This is a genomic window from Streptomyces sp. NPDC050528, from assembly GCF_044457795.1.
In the GTDB taxonomy this organism is placed as follows: Bacteria; Actinomycetota; Actinomycetes; order Streptomycetales; family Streptomycetaceae; genus Streptomyces.
Window position 1 is genome coordinate 868382 of sequence record NZ_JBITHH010000001.1, and the last position, 17437, is coordinate 885818.

Below are 17437 nucleotides of genomic sequence, written 5' to 3' on the forward strand. Positions count from 1 at the left end.
GCGGGCGGCTGCCCCTGGAAACGCGGCACACCCTGAGCCGACGTCCCGTCCACGGAACGCGACGCACCCTCCGCAAACGACTGCCCCTGAACCCGCGGCACCCCGCCCGTCGGAGTCCCGTCCACGAAACGCGACGCACCCTCCGCGGAAGTCGCCCCTTGGAACCGCGGTACGCCACGCGCCGGAGTCCCACCCGGAAAGCCCGAACCGCCCTGCGCAGGCGTCCCGTCCGAAGGCCGAGGCCCCCTTTGAGCGGGCGGCGCGTCCTGGAGCCGTGGAACTCCCCGTGCAGGCGTGCCACCGCCCGCTCCCGAATTCCCGTACCCCGGATTCACGTCCGCCGGATTGCCGTACCCCGGATTCCCATCCACCGAAGACCGCCGCCCCCCAGGTACCACCCCAGGTCGCGGTCGAGGCTCAGTTCCAGGACCCGGCACGGGCTGGCCCGCCTGCCCCCGCTGAGACCGCGGCCCCCCTTGAGTCTGCTGAGTCTGGCGCCCCGCCCCCTGATCCTCCCGGGAACCCTGAGCGCTCTTCCCGCTCTTCCCCGCCGCCCCTATGCCTACGTCCGCGGAGTCACCCTTCGCAGGGGACCGGCGGCGACTATGGCGTCCCACGTCGCCCCCTCAACTCCCCGCGTTCGTATCGTCGTTGCCATCGCCCCCGGCACCTGAACCCGGACCCGAACCTGGTCCCGATCCCGATCCCGCGCGGCCGGCATCACTCACCGTACTCACCGAACCGTCGCCCCGGGACCCCCGCGCACCGCTCACGCCACCTCGGCCGAAACCATCCGCCTCGACCGCGCGACGCCCGCGTACGGAACCCGCACCGGCACCGGTCCCGGAACCCGCCGACACACCCCTCTCCCCCAACTCCCCGACATCCGCGAGAAGTTCACGGAACGCCGCCGCCACCGTCTCCGGATACTCCATCATCGCGACGTGCCCCGCGTCCGGCAGGGACAGCAGGCGGGAGTCCCGGAACGTGCGGGCCGCTCGCTGGGCCATGCGGCAACCGACGAGTTGGTCGCGGCCGCCGTAGACGAGGAGGGTGGGGGCGAGGACGCGTTCGGCCTGGCGCCAGAGGCCGTGTTGGCCGCCCAGGGTGTACGCGTTGACGATGCCGCGCGAGGAACGGGTCATCGCGTCCCAGAAGTACGGGAGTTGAAGGCGTCGCTCCAACTCCTCGACCGCGTAGTGGAATGCCTCGGGCGTGACCTGGCCGGGATCGCCGTAGCAGAGGCCCAGGACGCCGCGGACGCGCTGTTCGGCCGTCCAGTCCCTGCTGATGCGGGTGAACAGGGACGCGATCCCCGGTACGCCGAGCAGCGCCGTCGGCCACGCCGAGCGCTGGACGCGGATCTCCGGCAGGGCCGGCGAGATCAGCGTGAGCGTACGGACCAGGTCCGGGCGGACGGCGGCCACACGCGTGGTGACCGCGCCGCCGAGCGAGTTGCCGAAGAGGTGCACCGGACCGCGCTCGGCCGCGTCCAGGTAACGGATGACCGCGCGCGCGTGCCCGGTGACGGAGTAGTCGCCGTCGTCCGGTGGCGGGGAGTCGCCGAAGCCCGGCAGGTCCAGGGCCTCGCTGTCGACCAGGCCGTCGAACTCGGCCATGAGCTGCGACCAGTTCTGTGAGGATCCGCCGAGCCCGTGGACGTACAGCGCGGGCGGCAGCCCTTCACGCGCCGCCGCTCTCGACCGCACCGTCAGCGTGATCCCCGGCAGCCCGACCGACCGGAGCCGCTCCCCCTCGCCGACCCTGACGGGCGCCACTTTGGGCAGCACACTGGCGGCCGACACGGAAGGCAGCTCTGTCGAAGACATGCGGCAATGTTACGAGACGATCACGCAGTGGCTCGTGTGTTCGCCATCACAAGGCCCGTGACAGCCCCCTACGACCGACTGCCCTGGACGTCCGCCATGGCACCCCCGCCCGCTGTCTCCTAGGCTCAGGACGTACCAGGAAGGGAGCCCGCCATGACCGTCGACCCCAGCGACCCCGCGACGTTCGAGGACGAGAGCGCCACCCCGTTCGATGTCGAAGCCCCCGAGGACGACCCCACCGACGACCAGCCGACCGACCTCGACCCGGGCAAGACCGACGAGGCCAACGAGGCCGACGTCGTCGAACAGGCCCGCGTCGTCGCCCTCGACGAGGACGACTACCGGTGACGCCGAACAGGCCCCTTCAGTAAGAAGAAGGCACTTACCTCCGACCACCCACGACCCCTACATCCCCTTCTCAACGCATTCGCACGGCTTTCACCACCGTCCGGTACGTGAAATTCTGCGCTCGCACCGCGCACACCACGGTTACCGAAAAGTACGATGGCGGCGCGGCGCTCACCGCATGAGGACGACATTTGGGAGGCGGCGTGACAGCCATCGAGCAGACAGAGGCGGCGCGCCCGCGAGGCACCCGCCTGCCGCGCCGTGCCCGACGGAACCAGTTGCTGGGCGCCGCCCAGGAGGTCTTCGTCGCGCAGGGCTACCACGCGGCCGCGATGGACGACATCGCCGAGCGCGCCGGCGTCAGCAAGCCGGTGCTCTACCAGCACTTCCCGGGCAAGCTCGACCTCTACCTCGCCCTCCTGGACCAGCACTGCGAGTCGCTGATCCAGGCGGTCCGCACCGCGCTCGCGTCGACGTCGGACAACAAGCAGCGCGTCCGCGCGACCATGGACGCGTACTTCGCCTACGTCGAGGACGACGGCGGCGCCTTCCGGCTGGTCTTCGAGTCGGACCTGACGAACGAGCCCGCCGTGCGCGAGCGCGTCGACAAGGTGACGAACGAGTGCGCCGAGGCGATCTGCGAGGTCATCGCCGAGGACACCGGCCTGTCCCGGGCCGAGTCGATGCTGCTGGCCTCGGGTCTGGGCGGCCTCGCCCAGGTCGTCGCCCGCTCCTGGCTGCACAGCGACCGCAGCGTCCCGCGCGACCAGGCGGTCCAGCTGCTCGCCTCGCTGGCGTGGCGCGGCATCGCCGGTTTCCCGCTGCACGGCAGCGAACAGCACCACTGACCGCCGTAGAGCCGGGTTTGTTCCCGCGCGCTGTTCGCTCTTGGCGTTCCGGCGCGGAACATCTACGTCCCCTCGCCGGGCTAGTGTGTGCTGCGTACAGCGCGGAAGATCGCGCACTTTGCTGACCGTCGGAGGGACATAGCCGTGGAGGTCAAGATCGGCGTGCTGCACACGCCTCGCGAGATCGTTCTGGAGACCGCTCAGAGCGCCGAAGAGGTCGAGCAGGCCGTGGCCGAGGCGCTGACCGGGAAGGCTCCGCTGCTGAGCCTGGTGGACGAGCACGGCCGCAAGGTCCTCGTCCCCGCCGACCGGCTCGCCTATGTCGAGCTCGGCGAGGCGGCCCCGCGCAAGGTGGGCTTCGGCGCGCTGTAGTCGCGAACGGACGAGGGGCCCGGTGACCGTGGAGGTCACCGGGCCCCTCGCGTTTCCGCCGCTGTTCTTATCTGCGTTTTCACCACAGATGGAGCACAAGTCACCCACAGGGGAGGATTGCATTCCGCAGGTCACGGGTATGACCGGCTACGACCGAACAACGCACGCCGGCCGTGGGAGGGACCCCCGTGATGATCCTGGAAGCGCTCGGCTCCGCCGTGCTGGGTGTGCTGCTCGCCTGGGCTGCCACACACCGGCTCGCACACCGTCTGCCGGCCCGCTCCCTGGTGTTCTCCACGGGCGTCGCCGGAGCCCTTTTCGGTGACTTCGTCACCCACAGCGCGCTCGGCCCCGGCAGCGGACTCCCGAGCCTGCTCGGCGCCGCGGTCGTCTCGGCGGCCTCGCTGTCGCTGCTCCTTCGACCCTCGCGACGACTCCGGGGGCGGTCCGCCCCCGCATGACCGCGCTTAGGCGGCGAGCCCCAGGGCGGCCATCCGCTTGGTGTGCGCCTCGGTGATCCGGGAGAACATCCGGCCCACCTCCGCGAGGTCGAACCCGTCCGCGACACCGCCCACGAGCATCGTCGACAGCGCGTCCCGGTCGGCCACCACCCGCTGCGACTGCGACAGCGCCTCACCCATCAACCGCCGTGCCCACAGGGCGAGTCGGCCCCCCACGCGCGGGTCCGCGTCGATCGCCGCGCGTACCTTCTCCACGGCGAAACTCGCGTGTCCCGTGTCGTCGAGAACCCCGAGCACGAGCGAGCGTGAGTCCCCGTCCAGGCGGGCGGCGACCTCGCGGTAGAAGTCGCTGGCGATCGAGTCGCCGACGTACGCCTTGACGAGCCCTTCCAGCCAGTCCGAGGGCGCCGTCTGCTTGTGGAAGCCGTCGAGCGCGGCGACGAACGGCTGCATCGCGTCGGTCGGCTCGGCGCCGATCTCGGTGAGCCGGTCCCTGAGCTGCTCGAAGTGGTGGAACTCGGCCGACGCCATCTTCGCCAGCTCCGCCTTGTCCGCGAGCGTCGGCGCCAGCTTGGCGTCCTCCGCGAGCCGCTCGAAGGCCGCCAGCTCGCCGTACGCGAGGGCGCCGAGCAGGTCCACGACCGCGTTGCGGTACTGCGGGTCGACGGAGGCCGTGGCCCAGTCCTGGGCGGCGACTCCGGTGGGTTCGGCGGGCGCGTCGGAGGCGTTGTCAGCGGTCGTCATGAAGCGCACAATAGCCCGCTCACAGCACGGCGGAAGTCCCTGGTCAATCAGTGTGACGACGACAACGTGACCAAATCGGCCAACGCATGTGCGTGATTCCGGGGTATGGTGGTAATGCGCCCGCCGAGTATTCGCCGGGCCGCACGAATGAGGATGCCCGGTCGGTGGCCCGATCGGCTCCGACCCGACAGCCCTCCTCGCCCGTACGGCACGTTGCGTACGTCGTTCGGAGGGGGACCCTCAGCGGTTCGAGCGCTAGAGCGTCGGCAGTGGTCCCGTGCAGTACGGCTTGCCCTCACGGGTTGTCCGTAAGGCAGCCGACGTCCCCGGCACGGTCCTGACACGACCCCCGCGCTCGCCTCGCACCGCGCACACAGAAGAGGCAGCACCCTGACTACTTTCCGAGAGCTCGGAATCCTTCCCGAGACCGCTGAGGCCCTTGAGGCCGTCGGTATCGTCTCCCCCTTCCCGATCCAGGAGATGACGCTCCCCGTCGCCCTTTCCGGCACGGACGTCATCGGCCAGGCCAAGACCGGCACCGGCAAGACGCTGGGCTTCGGCCTCCCGCTCCTGGAGCGCGTGACCGTCCCCGCCGACGTCGAGGCCGGCCGCGCCAAGCCCGAGCAGCTGACCGACGCCCCGCAGGCGCTCGTCGTGGTCCCCACGCGCGAGCTGTGCACGCAGGTCACGAACGACCTGCTGACCGCAGGCAAGGTGCGCAACGTCCGCGTCCTCGCCATCTACGGCGGCCGGGCCTACGAGCCGCAGGTCGAGGCGCTCCGCAAGGGCGTCGACGTCATCGTCGGCACCCCGGGCCGCCTGCTGGACCTCGCCGGCCAGAAGAAGCTGGACCTCAAGCACATCAGGTCGCTCGTCCTGGACGAGGCCGACGAGATGCTCGACCTGGGCTTCCTGCCCGACGTCGAGAAGATCATCAACTTCCTGCCGGCCAAGCGTCAGACCATGCTGTTCTCGGCGACCATGCCGGGCGCGGTCATCGGTCTCGCGCGCCGCTACATGTCGCAGCCCACGCACATCCGCGCCACCTCGCCGGACGACGAGGGCGCGACGGTCGCGAACACCAAGCAGTTCGTCTACCGCGCGCACAACATGGACAAGCCCGAGCTCGTCGCCCGCATCCTGCAGGCCGAGGGCCGTGGCCCGGTCATGGTCTTCTGCCGTACGAAGCGCACCGCGGCCGACCTCGCCGACCAGCTCCAGCAGCGCGGTTTCGCCTCCGGCGCGGTCCACGGCGACCTCGGCCAGGGCGCCCGCGAGCAGGCGCTGCGCGCGTTCCGCAACGGCAAGGTGGACGTGCTCGTCTGCACCGACGTCGCCGCGCGCGGTATCGACGTCGAGGGCGTCACGCACGTCATCAACTACCAGTCCCCCGAGGACGAGAAGACCTACCTGCACCGCATCGGCCGCACCGGCCGCGCGGGCGCCAAGGGCATCGCGGTCACGCTCGTCGACTGGGACGACATCCCGCGCTGGCAGCTCATCAACAAGGCGCTGGACCTCGGTTTCCCGAACCCGCCGGAGACGTACTCCACGTCCCCGCACTTCTTCGAGGAAATGAACATCCCCGCGGGCACCAAGGGTGTCCTGCCCCGCTCGGAGCGCACGCTCGCCGGGCTGGCCGCGGAGGAGGTCGAGGACCTCGGCGAGACCGGCGGACGCGGCGGCCCGCGTGGCCGAGGCGGCCGCGACAGCGGTCGTGGTGGCCGTGACAGCGGCCGCGACGGCGGCAGGGGCGGTCGCGACAACGGCCGTGCCAACAACCGCGACGACTCCCGTTCCGCCGCCGACACCGAGCGCGCGCCGCGCACCCCGCGCCGCCGCCGTCGGACCCGCAACGGCGCCCCGATGGAAGCGACTTCGGCCGCTACGGCCGTGACGTCGTCCACTCCGGAGGAGACCGCGCTGGCCGCCTCCGAGGACACGGCAGGCACCGTCGGCCGCACCCCGCGCCGCCGTCGCCGCACGCGCAACGGAGCGACGGGAGAGCAGCTGCCGGCCACGACAGTCACCTCCACGCCCGCGTCCAAGGTCGCGGAAAGCGCCGTAGCCGCGGCCGAGGATCCGGCACTGGACGCCCCGACGACGACGTCTCGGCGTCGGCGTACGCGGAAGTCGGCGGAGCCGGCGGTCGAGACCGCAGTGGCGACTCCGGTCGTCGAGACCCCGGTGGTCGAGGCCCCGGTGGCCGTGACTCCGGTCGAGGAGACCAAACCGCGCCGCCGGACCCGTAAGGCAGTACCGGCCGCGGAGCCGGTCGAGGCCGCAACCCCCGCCGCAACCCCGGCTGCCACCACCGAACCCGCCGCCGTGGCCGCGGTCGACACGGCCGAGGCCGTCGAGGCCAAGCCGCGTCGGACCCGGGCGCGGAAGACCGCGGCTCCGGTCGAGGCGGTCGAGGTCGTCAACACGGTCGAGGCAGTCGAGGAGACCAAGCCGCGCCGCCGTACCGCTACCCGCAAGGCCGTCGCCGAGATCCCCGCCCAGGTGTCCGAGGAGGCGGAGGTCAAGCCCCGTCGCCGTACGACCCGCAAGGTCGCGGAGCCGGTGGTGGAGGCCGTGGAGACGCCGGTCGTCGCCGAGACCAAGCCGCGCCGCACGCGTAAGGCCGCCGTCGCCGCCGAGACCGCCGTAGACACGGTCGAGGCCGTCGAGAGCAAGCCGCGTCGGGCCCGTAAGACGGCCGCCGTTGTTGCCGTCGAGGCACCTGCGGAGGTCGTCGCCGAGGCCAAGCCGCGTCGGACCCGTAAGGCAGCGGTTGCCGCTGTCGACACGGCCGAGGCCGTCGAGGCCAAACCCCGCCGCACCCGCAAGACGGCCGTCGCCGCCGAGATCCCGGCGCAGGTGGCCGAGGAGGCGGAGGTCAAGCCCCGTCGCCGTACGACCCGCAAGGCCGCCGAGGCCCCGGTCGTCGCGGAGACGGCGGAGGCCACCGAGGCCAAGCCGAGGGTGCGTCGCCCGCGCAAGACGGCAGCGGCGGCTGAGACCACCGAGGGCTGACCAGCTCAGTACCGCCGATGGCCCGGTCCACTTCACGTGGGCCGGGCCATCGGCGTTCCACCAGCCCGTTAACCCCGGTTACACCCTCCCGTCCCCCTCCCGCTCAGCCTCGCCGGTTAACCTCACCCCATGAGTAAGCCGCCCTCCTTCACCCCGCCCCCCGGCGCTCGCGCGTACCCGCTGCGGACCGCTCGCGGTGAGTTCGCCGTCGTGGACTCGCCCATGGGCGACGGTGTCGAGGCGAAGGGGGTCGCTCTGTTGCTGCCGGGGTTCACCGGGAGCAAGGAGGACTTCAACCCGCTGCACGAGGCGTTCGGGGCGCGGGGATACCGGACCGTGGCCGTGGACGGGCGGGGACAGTACGAGTCGGACGGCCCTGCCGAGGACGAATCCCCTTACGCCCAGGACGAGTTGGCGCGGGACGTGCTCGCGCTGGCGGAGACCGTGGGCGCGCCGGTGCATCTGCTCGGGCACTCCTTCGGCGGGCACATCGCACGGGCGGCCGTACTGCTGGACCCCACACCGTTCGTGTCGCTGACGCTGATGGCGTCGGGGCCGGCGGAGATCTCGGCCTCGCAGCAGCAGCGCGTGAAGCTGTTGCGGGACGCGCTCGCGGTGATGTCGATGGCCGAGGTGTGGGACGCGATCCAGGCCATGGAGGCACCGGAGGAGACCGAGACCGGCGGTGGGCTGGACGAGGGGCTCGACGACCGGGCCGACCTGCGCCGCCGTTGGCTGGGCACGAAGCCGGCTCAACTCCTCGCCGCGGGACGCCAGTTGTGCGTGGAGCCGGACCGGGTCGCCGAACTGGCCGCCGTCCCGCTCCCCGTCCACGTCCTGTCGGGCTCCCGCGACGACACCTGGCCGGTGCCGCTCCTGGACGACATGGCCGTACGGCTGAAGGCGCGGCGGACGGTCATCGCGCGGGCCGAGCACTCGCCGAACACGGACCAGCCGGCCGCGACGGCCAAGGCGATCGCCGACTTCTGGGACTCGACCGCCCCCTGAGGGATCAGTACTGCGTCTGCAGGTGCTCCCAGAACCCGTCCCGCAACGCCCGCCGCAGATCGGCCTGCCCGCGCAGCGAGTACTGCAGCAGCCCCTCCGCCTCGACCAGCAGGTCCTGGTCGACGGAGCCCGGCAGATACGGATGCCCGGGCAGCAGCTCGACCAGCGCCTCCCGCCCCCGCGCCGCGAGCCACTTCGCGGCGATCTGCGCGCCCACGAAACGGACGTCGTCGCGGGTGGGCCGGGTGGCCGCGGCTTCGTAGACGGCGGACGCGCGCCGGGAGACGTACGGCTTGAAGAAGTCGAGGTCGAAGGTGCGCTGGCTGTCGACCTCCCAGAGGAGCGGCTCGGCCTGGTTACGGCCCTCCGGCGCCTCGATGCCCCACAAGTGGACGCGGGCGCCGTACCCTTGGGCCGCCTCGACCGCCGAGACCAGGTCCTCGTCGCCGCCGATGAGGGCCGCGTCGCTGATGGCGCGGTGCCGGGCGAGGGACTCCAGGTCGGAGCGGATGAGTGAATCGACGCCCTTCTGCTGGTTGTTGGCGTTGAGATTGCCCAACCGCACCTTCACGTCCGGGAGTTCGGCGATGGCCTGCTGCTCGGCGGTGTGGATGCGGCGCCGGGCGCCGTCGTACCAGTACACCCGCAGCAGCCGACTGTCCGCGAAAATCGTGCGGGCTTTGTCGATGAGCGCCTCGATGAGGCCCTCGGTGTCGAGGTCGAAGGTGCGTCGGTCCTCGGTCCCGGAGACGAGGCGGCCCGCGGCTGCATACAAATACCCGGCGTCGACGAAGATCGCATGCGTCGAGGGCGTCTTCGCCACTTCGGCGAGCATGCGCTGCAGCAGCTCGTTCGTGCGGTCGATGCGGGCACTGAGGGCCGCGAGGTCGTCGTTCATCGCCTCCATTGTCCCGGCGGTCACGCTGCGAACACAACCGGTCCCGGTCAGTCTCCCGCCGATCTCTTACCGGTCAGTAATTAGGCGTGCGAAAAATTTCCTTAGCGTAGGGAATGTTTGTAACACACATCCCGTTGACTACATACGTAACCGAGTAGTTCTCCTCAGGAGGATGACCAGACGAAGGGAGAAGCCCATGCGCTTCGAAATCATGCGTCTCGACGAGGTCGACGGCACCACCGTGGACAGCACCGTCGTGGATGCCGCCTCCGTCAACCGGATCGTGCAACAGGCTGCCGCCATAGGACAGCGCCTGTGGATCCGCCCCGCCGAGACCAAAGCCTCGTAACACCTACGACTCTCTGACGACGACGCCGCGAACGACTGAAACGCGGATCAACACCACACTTCAGAACCCCCGCACGGCACCGATGCCGGGCGGGGGTTCTGCGTATACCGGGACTGTTGTGCGCGTACGGGGTGCCTACGACGATCAGCTCGCGCGAACGACCTGGGTGATCCCGTTGATGATCTGCTGCACGGCGATGGCGGAGAGCATCATCCCCGCGAGCCGCGTGACGAGCACGACCCCGCCGTCCTTGATGACCCGGATGATCAGCAGCGAGTACCGCATCACCAGCCACAGCACGACATGGATGGCGAGGATGGCCGTCCACACGGACACCTGCGTGGCCACGCTGTCGGCCTTCTGCACGGCGAGGATGACGGACACGATCGCACCGGGCCCGGCGAGCAACGGCATGCCCAGCGGTACGAGCGCGACGTTGACGTCCTTGGTCTGCTTCGGCTCGTCGGTCTTGCCGGTGAGCAGATCGAGCGCGATGAGCAGGAGCAGCAGTCCGCCCGCGATCATCAGCGCGGGCACGGAGACATGCAGATAGTCGAGGATCTGATGCCCGAGCAGCCCGAACACGGCGATGACACCGCCGGCCACGCACACGGCCTGGAACGCCATGCGCTTCTGCACCTTGGACGGCCGTCCGGCGGTCAGCGCAAGGAAGATCGGGGTGATCCCAGGGGGATCCATGATGACAAAAAGGGTCAGGAAGAGGGAGCCGATGACGGCGACGTCGAACATGGGTGAGCCACGAGCCTTGCAGGTGAGAGTGAGAGTGAGCGGAGACGAACAGACGGAGGCGGGGTTCAGACTCCGCCGGCCCCCGGCACCGGGAACGCCCCGGTGGCCCGCCGCGTGATCTCGCCGTAGACCTCGGGATCGGTCGTGTACTCCCCGAGCTGCACGCTCTTGCGGCTCCCGTGATAGTCACTGGACCCGGTGGCCAGCAGCCCGAGCTCCTTGGCGAGCCCGCGCAACCGCACCCGGGTCTCGGCATCGTGATCCATGTGCTCGACCTCGATCCCGTCGAGCCCGGCGGCAGCCATCTCGGCGATGGCAGCTTCGGGCACGGTGTGCCCACGCTTACTGGCACCCGGGTGCGCGAACACGGTCACGCCTCCCGCGGCCTTCACCAACCGAATGGCTTCAAAGGGATCGGTCTCATGCTTGGCCACATGAGCGCGCCCACCATCGGCCAACCACTCCACGGTGAAGGCGTCGTTCACGGTGGGCACAACGCCCAACTCGACGAGCGCGGTGGCCACATGAGGCCGCCCGACGGACCCGTCCGCGGCGATGCGGGCAACCTGCTCCCAGGTGACCGGCACCCCCAGCTCCTGCAACCGCCCCACCATGGCCCGAGCCCGAGGCACCCGATCGTCCCGAACCAACTCCCGCTCAGCAAGCAGAGCAGGCTCCTCCGGGTCGAACAGGTAGGCCAACATGTGCATGGACACCCCGTCGATCCGACAGGACATCTCAGCCCCGGTGACGAGAGTGAGCCCGGAGGGCAACGCGTCGATCGCCTCCGCATACCCACGACTCGTGTCGTGATCGGTCAGCGCGACAACGTCCAGCCCGGCAGCGGCGGCGTTCCGCACCAGCTCAGCGGGCGTATCCGTACCGTCCGAGGCCGTGGAGTGGGTGTGCAGATCGATACGCACGCGCAGACTCCAAACGGCAACAGTAAAGAAGGGGACCACTCAAGGGTAACGGCATCCCAGGGGCCCCTATAAACACCCTGAGGGTCTTGCCCTTAAGGGGCGCGGGGAACTGCGCGACCAGCCACAACGGCGCCGCACCCGCCCCACAACAAACCGAGGCACCCCCCTAGGCGCTACGGCTCCAACAACCGGGGCGACAACGCCCCACACGGCACCAAGTCGACCTCGGCCCCCGCATCCCGCAAATCCGTCAACACCAGCTCGTCATACATCAACAACCCCGACTGCTCAGGCCAGACAACGGCCCACAGCCACAACCCCAACGCCTCCCCCGCAAACACCGCCCGATCATCCGGCGCCGTAGAAACGTGCCACAACGGCGTAGGCCGCCCCGCCGCAAGCAACTTCGCCTGAGGAGGCTTCTCAACGTTCATGTAGGGCCCAGGATCCGGCCCATCGATCCCCGCATACCGCGCCCCGAGCCCCACCCCCAGCTCCTCGGCAACAAGGATCAACTCCCCGATTCCCCCTAGGGGCCCCGGCCCGGAACAGGCGACAGCCGTAGCCCGCCCCCCACTCCGGTCGTCCCCCGCACAAGCCACACCGGTGAACAGCCACCCCACCGGCAACGGCCACGGCATCCACACCGGCACCTTCGTCCGATGCACCACGACACTGAGCGCCTCGACGCTGGGCGGGATCACGGGCTGCAGCGGATGCACCGTCCCGTGCACATCGCACTGCCAGGAATCGGCGAAGAGTCCGGGAGCCCTGACCCGGCCACCACACTTCGGGCAACTGGGTTCGCCCCTCATAGGGCCCCACGGTCCTACCCTCGCCCGCGCACGTCAAGGACGATCACCCGTCCGGCCGGGCCACTCACGGAACGGAACCGGGACCACTCACGGAGCGAAACCGGCCGGAAGCCGACCCCGAACTAGATGTAGCTTGCATTCATTACCTTGCCTAACTTACTATGTGCATATACCAACTACTTGGGAGGAAGCATGGACGACCCCTTCGACAAGGGAGCAGACGCCGGCACGGGCAGCCTCCTGCGACAGCCCAAGGCCGTCTGGGCCACCGCCGGCGCCTCGGTCGTCGCCTTCATGGGCATCGGACTCGTCGACCCGATCCTGCCGTCGATCGCGAAGGGCCTGGACGCCACGGCCGGCCAGGTCTCGCTGCTGTTCACCTCGTACTTCCTGATCACGGCGATCGCGATGCTGGTGACCGGTTTCGTCTCCAGCCGCATCGGCGGCAAGAAGACCCTGCTGCTCGGCCTCGCCCTCGTCGTGGTCTTCGCCGGTCTCGCCGGCACCTCGGGCTCGGTCGGCGAACTCGTCGGCTTCCGGGCCGGCTGGGGTCTCGGCAACGCGCTCTTCGTCTCGACGGCCCTCGCCGTGATCGTCGGCGCGGCGGCCGGCGGCAGCGCCGCGGCGATCCTGCTCTACGAGTCCGCCCTGGGCCTCGGCATGGCCTGCGGCCCGCTGCTCGGCGCCCTGCTGGGCAACCAGAGCTGGCGCTACCCCTTCTTCGGCACCGCGTTCCTGATGGCGATCGGCTTCCTGTGCATCACGGTGTTCCTGAAGGAACAGCCGAAGCCGGCCCGGAAGACGTCCCTGCTCGACCCGCTGAAGGCGCTCGGCCACGGAGGACTCGCGTCCGCCGCGATCTCGTCCTTCTTCTACAACTACACGTTCTTCACCGTGCTGGCCTTCACCCCGTTCGTGCTGAACATGACCCCGTACAAGTCCGGTGCCGTGTTCTTCGCCTGGGGCGTCCTGCTCGCCGTCTTCTCGGTCTTCGTCGCCCCGCGCCTGCAGACCCGGTTCGGCTCCCTGAAGGTGCTCGGCGGTTCACTCGTGCTGCTCGCCGTCGACGTGCTCGTCCTCGGCTACGGCAGCCACACCACCGCGATCGTCTGCACGATCCTGTCCGGCGCCTTCATCGGCGTGAACAACACCGTCTACACCGAGCTGGCCCTGGGTGTGTCGGACGCGCCGCGCCCGGTGGCGAGCGCGGGCTACAACTTCGTCCGCTGGTTCGCGGCCGCTGCCGCGCCGTTCTTCGCGCCGAAGATCGAGGGGTGGAGCAACATCCACATCCCGTTCGTGGTCGCGGCGATCACCGCGGCGCTGGGCGCGCTGGTGGTCGTCGTACGACGGAACGCGCTCACGCACGAGGCCGAGGAGCTGGAGCCGAGGCACGCGGTGGAGGACAGCGTCGCGGTGTTCGCCAACTAGCCGATGACCGGCCGACGTTGGTGACCGCATGGGTGAGCTTGCTCACTCCGGCTGTCAGTCGAGCGGGACGGACTTGCGGGAGGGATCCCGGAGGTCCGTCCCGTTCGTCAACCAGCGTTCCTGGAGGGCCTGGGCGCCGTGGACGCGTTTCCAGGCGGCCTCGTTCGGGGTCATCGGGAGCAACGGCAGGAAGCGCACCGGGTCGAGGGGCTCGTCGAGTTCCAGGTCCTCGACCAGGCCGCCCGGCTCGGCGACCAGCACCGAGGTGAACGGAGCGCCGGGCCACAGCGGTTCGCCCACGTCGAGCGAGGCGCCGGGGGCCACGATCACGCCCTCGACCTGCGGGGACGCCGCGAGCACGGCAAGGGGTCGTAGGACCTTGTCGGTGTCGGCGAGGCCGCCGCGGACGGAGAGGACCAGCTCGGCGCGGGGGCCCGCGACCGGGTCGGCGAGCATCGACGTGGGGTCGCTCATCGGCTGCGCGGACATGCCGAGGGTGGCGTAGCGGACGACGGTGCCGTCCTGGTTGTCGCCTTGGAAACGCAGTACCTCGACGCGGTCCGTGCCCAGGAAGGTGACCGCGGCGCGGGCGTCCGGTTCGCCCAGCGCGGTGCGCAACCGTGCCTCGACCAGAGCAAGAACATCAACCATGCGGTGAGCATAGAACTCGTCAGTACCGGGCAAAGCAGCGCCTTGACAGTTCAGTCGGCTGATAGTCTTGGCCGGTCGTTCGGGGCAGCACGCAGAAGCGTCGCGATCAAGTCCCGACGCCCTTGAGACTCCCCCACGGGGGACCGGCCGGAGGAGGTGGGGCTGCAATGGACCGAAGTCGGCCTGGCAGTACCACCCGCTCTTCCGGCCGCTGATGTCGTCGCTCTGGCTCTAGCCTCCCCAGACGGCTGCCGCCTCTCGCACTTCTTCACTGTCCCGGAAGAGCACTTCGTTTCTTTTTCCTGATCTGCCTGATCTGTCCGGTGAATCCGATCTGACCGATCTGTCTGTTCCGAAGTCAGTGCCTGTATCAGTAGCGAAGCTCGCCACCGCGACGGAGCGGTGCTCCCCGCTTTGTGGACGTGCCAAACATCCGCACACAGGACGTCCCCATTCCGGGCAGTTCCAACCGTCGTTGGCGCCTTTCGTTGCTCGTCGCGAAGGAGCCCGCCATGTCGATGATCCGCGACCTGCGTGCCGTGGTCCGCCCGTCCCGTCCCTCCCTGCGCAAGGACGGCGGCGCGTACGACACGACCCGCGACCCCGGTACCCCCTCGGCCGTCGTCGACTGCGCCGTCTACCGCGACGGTGCCCGCATCGACACCGGCAAGCCGCTCACCCCGCACGAGGCGATGCGCCTGGTGCGCCGTGACGGCGGCTTCGTGTGGATCGGCCTGCACGAGCCGACCGAGGCCGAATTCGCCGGTATCGCCCGGGAGTTCGGGCTCCACCCGCTCGCCGTCGAGGACGCCGTACAGGCCCACCAGCGCCCCAAGCTGGAGCGCTACGACGACTCCCTGTTCACCGTCTTCAAGACCATCCACTACGTCGAGCACGACCAACTCACCGCCAACAGCGAGGTGGTTGAGACCGGCGAGGTCATGTGCTTCACCGGACGGGACTTCTTCATCACCGTCCGGCACGGCGGCCAGGGCTCGTTGCGGGCGCTGCGGCACCGGCTCCAGGACGACCCCGAGCTGCTCGCGCGCGGTCCCTCGGCGGTGCTGCACTCGATCGCGGACCACGTCGTCGACGGCTATGTCGCGGTCGCGGACGCGGTGCAGGACGACATCGACGAGGTCGAGACCGAGGTGTTCACGCCGGGCCGCAAGGGCGGGGTCTCGCGCGGTGTCGACTCGGCGCGGATCTACCAACTCAAGCGCGAGGTACTGGAGTTCAAGCGCGCGGTGTCGCCGCTGCTGCGTCCGATGCAGCTGCTGAGCGAGCGGCCGATGCGGTTGATCGACCCGGACATCCAGAAGTACTTCCGCGATGTCGCCGACCACCTCGCCCGGGTCCACGAGCAGGTCATCGGCTTCGACGAGCTGCTCAACTCGATCCTCCAGGCCAACCTCGCGCAGGCGTCCGTCGCCCAGAACGAGGACATGCGGAAGATCACCGCGTGGGCCGCGATCATCGCCGTACCGACGATGGTGACCGGCGTCTACGGCATGAACTTCGAGCACATGCCGGAGCTGCACGCGAAGTACGGGTATCCGGCGGTGCTCGCCTTCACCGTGACGGTCTGTCTGGCGATCCACCGCACGCTGAAGCGCAACGGCTGGCTGTGAGCGGCCTGGATAGGCTGGTCGCCATGACTAGCGCTGAGCTGCTCGACCAGGCCCTCGTCGAGGAGGCCACGAAGAAGTCCGGCCTCGTCTGGGTCAACGGTCCCGGCGTCCCGGCCCGCGCCCTGTGGCACGTCTGGCACGAGGGCGCGGCCTGCCTGATCGGCGACGGACCGGGCGAGCAGCCGCTGCCGGGACTGACCGACGGCGGCCCCGCCGAGGTCACGGTCCGCAGCAAGGACAAGGGCGGCCGGCTGGTCACGTGGACCGCGAGGGTCACCGAGCTCGCGCCCGACTCCGAGGCCTGGACGGCGGCCGTGGCCGAGCTGAAGGGCAAGCGCCTCAACGCCCCCGACGGCGAGGCGATGACGGCCCGCTGGGCCCGCGAGTGCAGGGTGCTGCGCCTGGAGCCGACGGGAGCGATCGCCGGCCTGCCGGAGGGTTCGCTGGCACAGCCCCCGCTGCCCTCGCCCGCGACGACCCGTCAGCCGGTCCCGGCTGGCCTGCCGCGCCTGCTCCTGAAGAAGAAACGCAGGCAGCGATAAGTACGTAGCTGCCGTACCTACAGCAACTGCCCCTAAGAAGACGGCAGTTGCTTGCCGTAGTCGACAGTGTCGTCGTCCTTCGGCTGTGTCACCGTGAAGCTCTTGCCCCAGTCCGAGAAGGTCAGCGTGCCCGCGCCGCCCGCGCGGACCAGCCGGAGCGGATACGGCTTGCCCTCCAGGGAGACGTCGAGGGTGCCGCCGGAGCCCTTGTCGCCGGTGATGCGGATCGTCCGGACGCCGTTCTGCGCATGGTGCCCGTCCGTCGCGAGTGAGCCGTGCAGGGTCAGCAAGCTGGAGAGGAGGACGTCCTTGTCCGTGAAACCACTGAACTTCTTGTACGAGGGGTCCCCCTGCGGCACCTTCACGTACTTGCCGTGGAGCGCGTTGCCGGCGCCCGAGTCCCCGTTGCTGTTCCAGAAGTCCGCGTCGGCCTTCAAATACAGCTGCTCGCCGATCCGCAGCAGCCCGAAGGTCGACCCCTTCGAGGTGACCGACCCGCTGCCGCCGTCGGACTTCAGCCGCATGTCGAGCGTGTACGTCCGCCCGCTGGTGACGACCGTCCCGGACAGCCGTACGGCACCGGCGTCACCCGCGGCCGTCACCGACTTGGACTGGATCTTGTCGGCGGACAGCTTGCCGACCCCGTTGGTCCCCGCGTCCGGGTCCCCGCCGCACCCTGTCAGGGCCAGGACACACACCGCGCCGAGCAGCGCCGCACGACGGTTTCGGACCTGGGGGATCGCAGTCACAGGTGGGTTGCCTTCCGTGCGGGGGGCGATGGCGTACGGCAGCGTACCGGGGCCGCGAGGCGCCGGCGGA

The 17437-nt window shown here is 69.8% G+C and carries 18 protein-coding genes; 10 read left to right on the forward strand and 8 right to left on the reverse strand.

Going from position 1 to position 17437, the window contains the following annotated elements:
- Window positions 1-626: 626 nt before the first annotated feature.
- The gene (locus tag ACIBK4_RS03950; RefSeq protein ID WP_398991821.1) at window positions 627-1829 is read right to left on the reverse strand and encodes an alpha/beta fold hydrolase; all 1203 of its coding nucleotides are present in this window, start codon (window positions 1827-1829) and stop codon (window positions 627-629) included.
- A gap of 153 nt (window positions 1830-1982) precedes the next feature.
- On the opposite strand from ACIBK4_RS03950, the gene ACIBK4_RS03955 reads away from it, so the two are divergent.
- From ACIBK4_RS03955 to ACIBK4_RS03970, 4 genes are all read left to right on the forward strand, one after another.
- Complete coding sequence (locus tag ACIBK4_RS03955) at window positions 1983-2177, forward strand: hypothetical protein (protein ID WP_398991823.1); 195 nt, start codon at window positions 1983-1985, stop codon at window positions 2175-2177.
- A 203-nt stretch (window positions 2178-2380) separates the two neighbouring features.
- Window positions 2381-3025: a TetR/AcrR family transcriptional regulator gene (locus ACIBK4_RS03960; RefSeq protein WP_033282011.1), complete on the forward strand. Its 645-nt coding sequence runs from the start codon at window positions 2381-2383 to the stop codon at window positions 3023-3025.
- A 144-nt stretch (window positions 3026-3169) separates the two neighbouring features.
- Window positions 3170-3397, forward strand: coding sequence for a DUF3107 domain-containing protein (locus tag ACIBK4_RS03965; protein ID WP_398991825.1), 228 nt, complete (start codon window positions 3170-3172; stop codon window positions 3395-3397).
- Window positions 3398-3588: 191 nt separating this feature from the next.
- Window positions 3589-3858, forward strand: coding sequence for a hypothetical protein (locus tag ACIBK4_RS03970; protein ID WP_398991828.1), 270 nt, complete (start codon window positions 3589-3591; stop codon window positions 3856-3858).
- A 6-nt stretch (window positions 3859-3864) separates the two neighbouring features.
- Here the strand turns inward: ACIBK4_RS03970 and ACIBK4_RS03975 are convergent, their stop codons facing one another.
- Window positions 3865-4602, reverse strand: a complete 738-nt coding sequence (locus tag ACIBK4_RS03975) for a ferritin-like fold-containing protein (RefSeq protein ID WP_318018691.1) — start codon at window positions 4600-4602, stop codon at window positions 3865-3867.
- Between the two features lie 480 nt (window positions 4603-5082).
- Here ACIBK4_RS03975 and ACIBK4_RS03980 point away from each other — a divergent pair, with 480 nt between their 5' ends.
- Complete coding sequence (locus tag ACIBK4_RS03980; protein ID WP_398991830.1) at window positions 5083-7620, forward strand: DEAD/DEAH box helicase; 2538 nt, start codon at window positions 5083-5085, stop codon at window positions 7618-7620.
- 129 nt (window positions 7621-7749) lie between these two features.
- Window positions 7750-8628: an alpha/beta fold hydrolase gene (locus tag ACIBK4_RS03985; protein ID WP_398991832.1), complete on the forward strand. Its 879-nt coding sequence runs from the start codon at window positions 7750-7752 to the stop codon at window positions 8626-8628.
- Window positions 8629-8632: 4 nt separating this feature from the next.
- Here the strand turns inward: ACIBK4_RS03985 and ACIBK4_RS03990 are convergent, their stop codons facing one another.
- Window positions 8633-9526, reverse strand: coding sequence for an NYN domain-containing protein (locus ACIBK4_RS03990; RefSeq protein WP_033282007.1), 894 nt, complete (start codon window positions 9524-9526; stop codon window positions 8633-8635).
- A 196-nt stretch (window positions 9527-9722) separates the two neighbouring features.
- On the opposite strand from ACIBK4_RS03990, the gene ACIBK4_RS03995 reads away from it, so the two are divergent.
- Window positions 9723-9875 carry a hypothetical protein gene (locus ACIBK4_RS03995; protein WP_019058373.1) on the forward strand — a complete coding sequence of 51 codons (153 nt, stop codon included), beginning with the start codon at window positions 9723-9725 and terminating at the stop codon, window positions 9873-9875.
- 144 nt (window positions 9876-10019) lie between these two features.
- Here ACIBK4_RS03995 and ACIBK4_RS04000 read toward each other — a convergent pair whose 3' ends face one another.
- The 3 genes from ACIBK4_RS04000 to ACIBK4_RS04010 all read right to left on the reverse strand — a co-directional run bounded on the left by ACIBK4_RS04000 (window position 10020) and on the right by ACIBK4_RS04010 (window position 12363).
- Window positions 10020-10625, reverse strand: coding sequence for a MarC family protein (locus ACIBK4_RS04000; protein ID WP_398991835.1), 606 nt, complete (start codon window positions 10623-10625; stop codon window positions 10020-10022).
- 65 nt (window positions 10626-10690) lie between these two features.
- Window positions 10691-11548 (reverse strand): PHP domain-containing protein, encoded by an 858-nt coding sequence (locus ACIBK4_RS04005; protein ID WP_398991837.1) that lies wholly within the window; start codon window positions 11546-11548, stop codon window positions 10691-10693.
- Between the two features lie 173 nt (window positions 11549-11721).
- Window positions 11722-12363: a DUF6758 family protein gene (locus ACIBK4_RS04010; RefSeq protein WP_033282004.1), complete on the reverse strand. Its 642-nt coding sequence runs from the start codon at window positions 12361-12363 to the stop codon at window positions 11722-11724.
- Between the two features lie 192 nt (window positions 12364-12555).
- Here ACIBK4_RS04010 and ACIBK4_RS04015 point away from each other — a divergent pair, with 192 nt between their 5' ends.
- Window positions 12556-13794 (forward strand): MFS transporter, encoded by a 1239-nt coding sequence (locus ACIBK4_RS04015; RefSeq protein ID WP_398991839.1) that lies wholly within the window; start codon window positions 12556-12558, stop codon window positions 13792-13794.
- A 54-nt stretch (window positions 13795-13848) separates the two neighbouring features.
- On the opposite strand, the gene ACIBK4_RS04020 is transcribed toward ACIBK4_RS04015, so the two are convergent.
- Complete coding sequence (locus ACIBK4_RS04020; protein WP_398991841.1) at window positions 13849-14445, reverse strand: suppressor of fused domain protein; 597 nt, start codon at window positions 14443-14445, stop codon at window positions 13849-13851.
- Between the two features lie 512 nt (window positions 14446-14957).
- On the opposite strand from ACIBK4_RS04020, the gene ACIBK4_RS04025 reads away from it, so the two are divergent.
- Together ACIBK4_RS04025 and ACIBK4_RS04030 are read left to right on the forward strand one after the other, a co-directional pair.
- On the forward strand, window positions 14958-16076 hold the full coding sequence (locus ACIBK4_RS04025; RefSeq protein ID WP_398991843.1) for a magnesium and cobalt transport protein CorA: 1119 nt from the start codon (window positions 14958-14960) through the stop codon (window positions 16074-16076).
- Window positions 16077-16099: 23 nt separating this feature from the next.
- A complete protein-coding gene (locus ACIBK4_RS04030; RefSeq protein WP_398991845.1) occupies window positions 16100-16618 on the forward strand; it encodes a hypothetical protein in 519 nt (172 codons plus the stop codon).
- A 32-nt stretch (window positions 16619-16650) separates the two neighbouring features.
- Here ACIBK4_RS04030 and ACIBK4_RS04035 read toward each other — a convergent pair whose 3' ends face one another.
- The gene (locus ACIBK4_RS04035; RefSeq protein WP_398991847.1) at window positions 16651-17367 is read right to left on the reverse strand and encodes a hypothetical protein; all 717 of its coding nucleotides are present in this window, start codon (window positions 17365-17367) and stop codon (window positions 16651-16653) included.
- Window positions 17368-17437 lie beyond the last annotated feature (70 nt).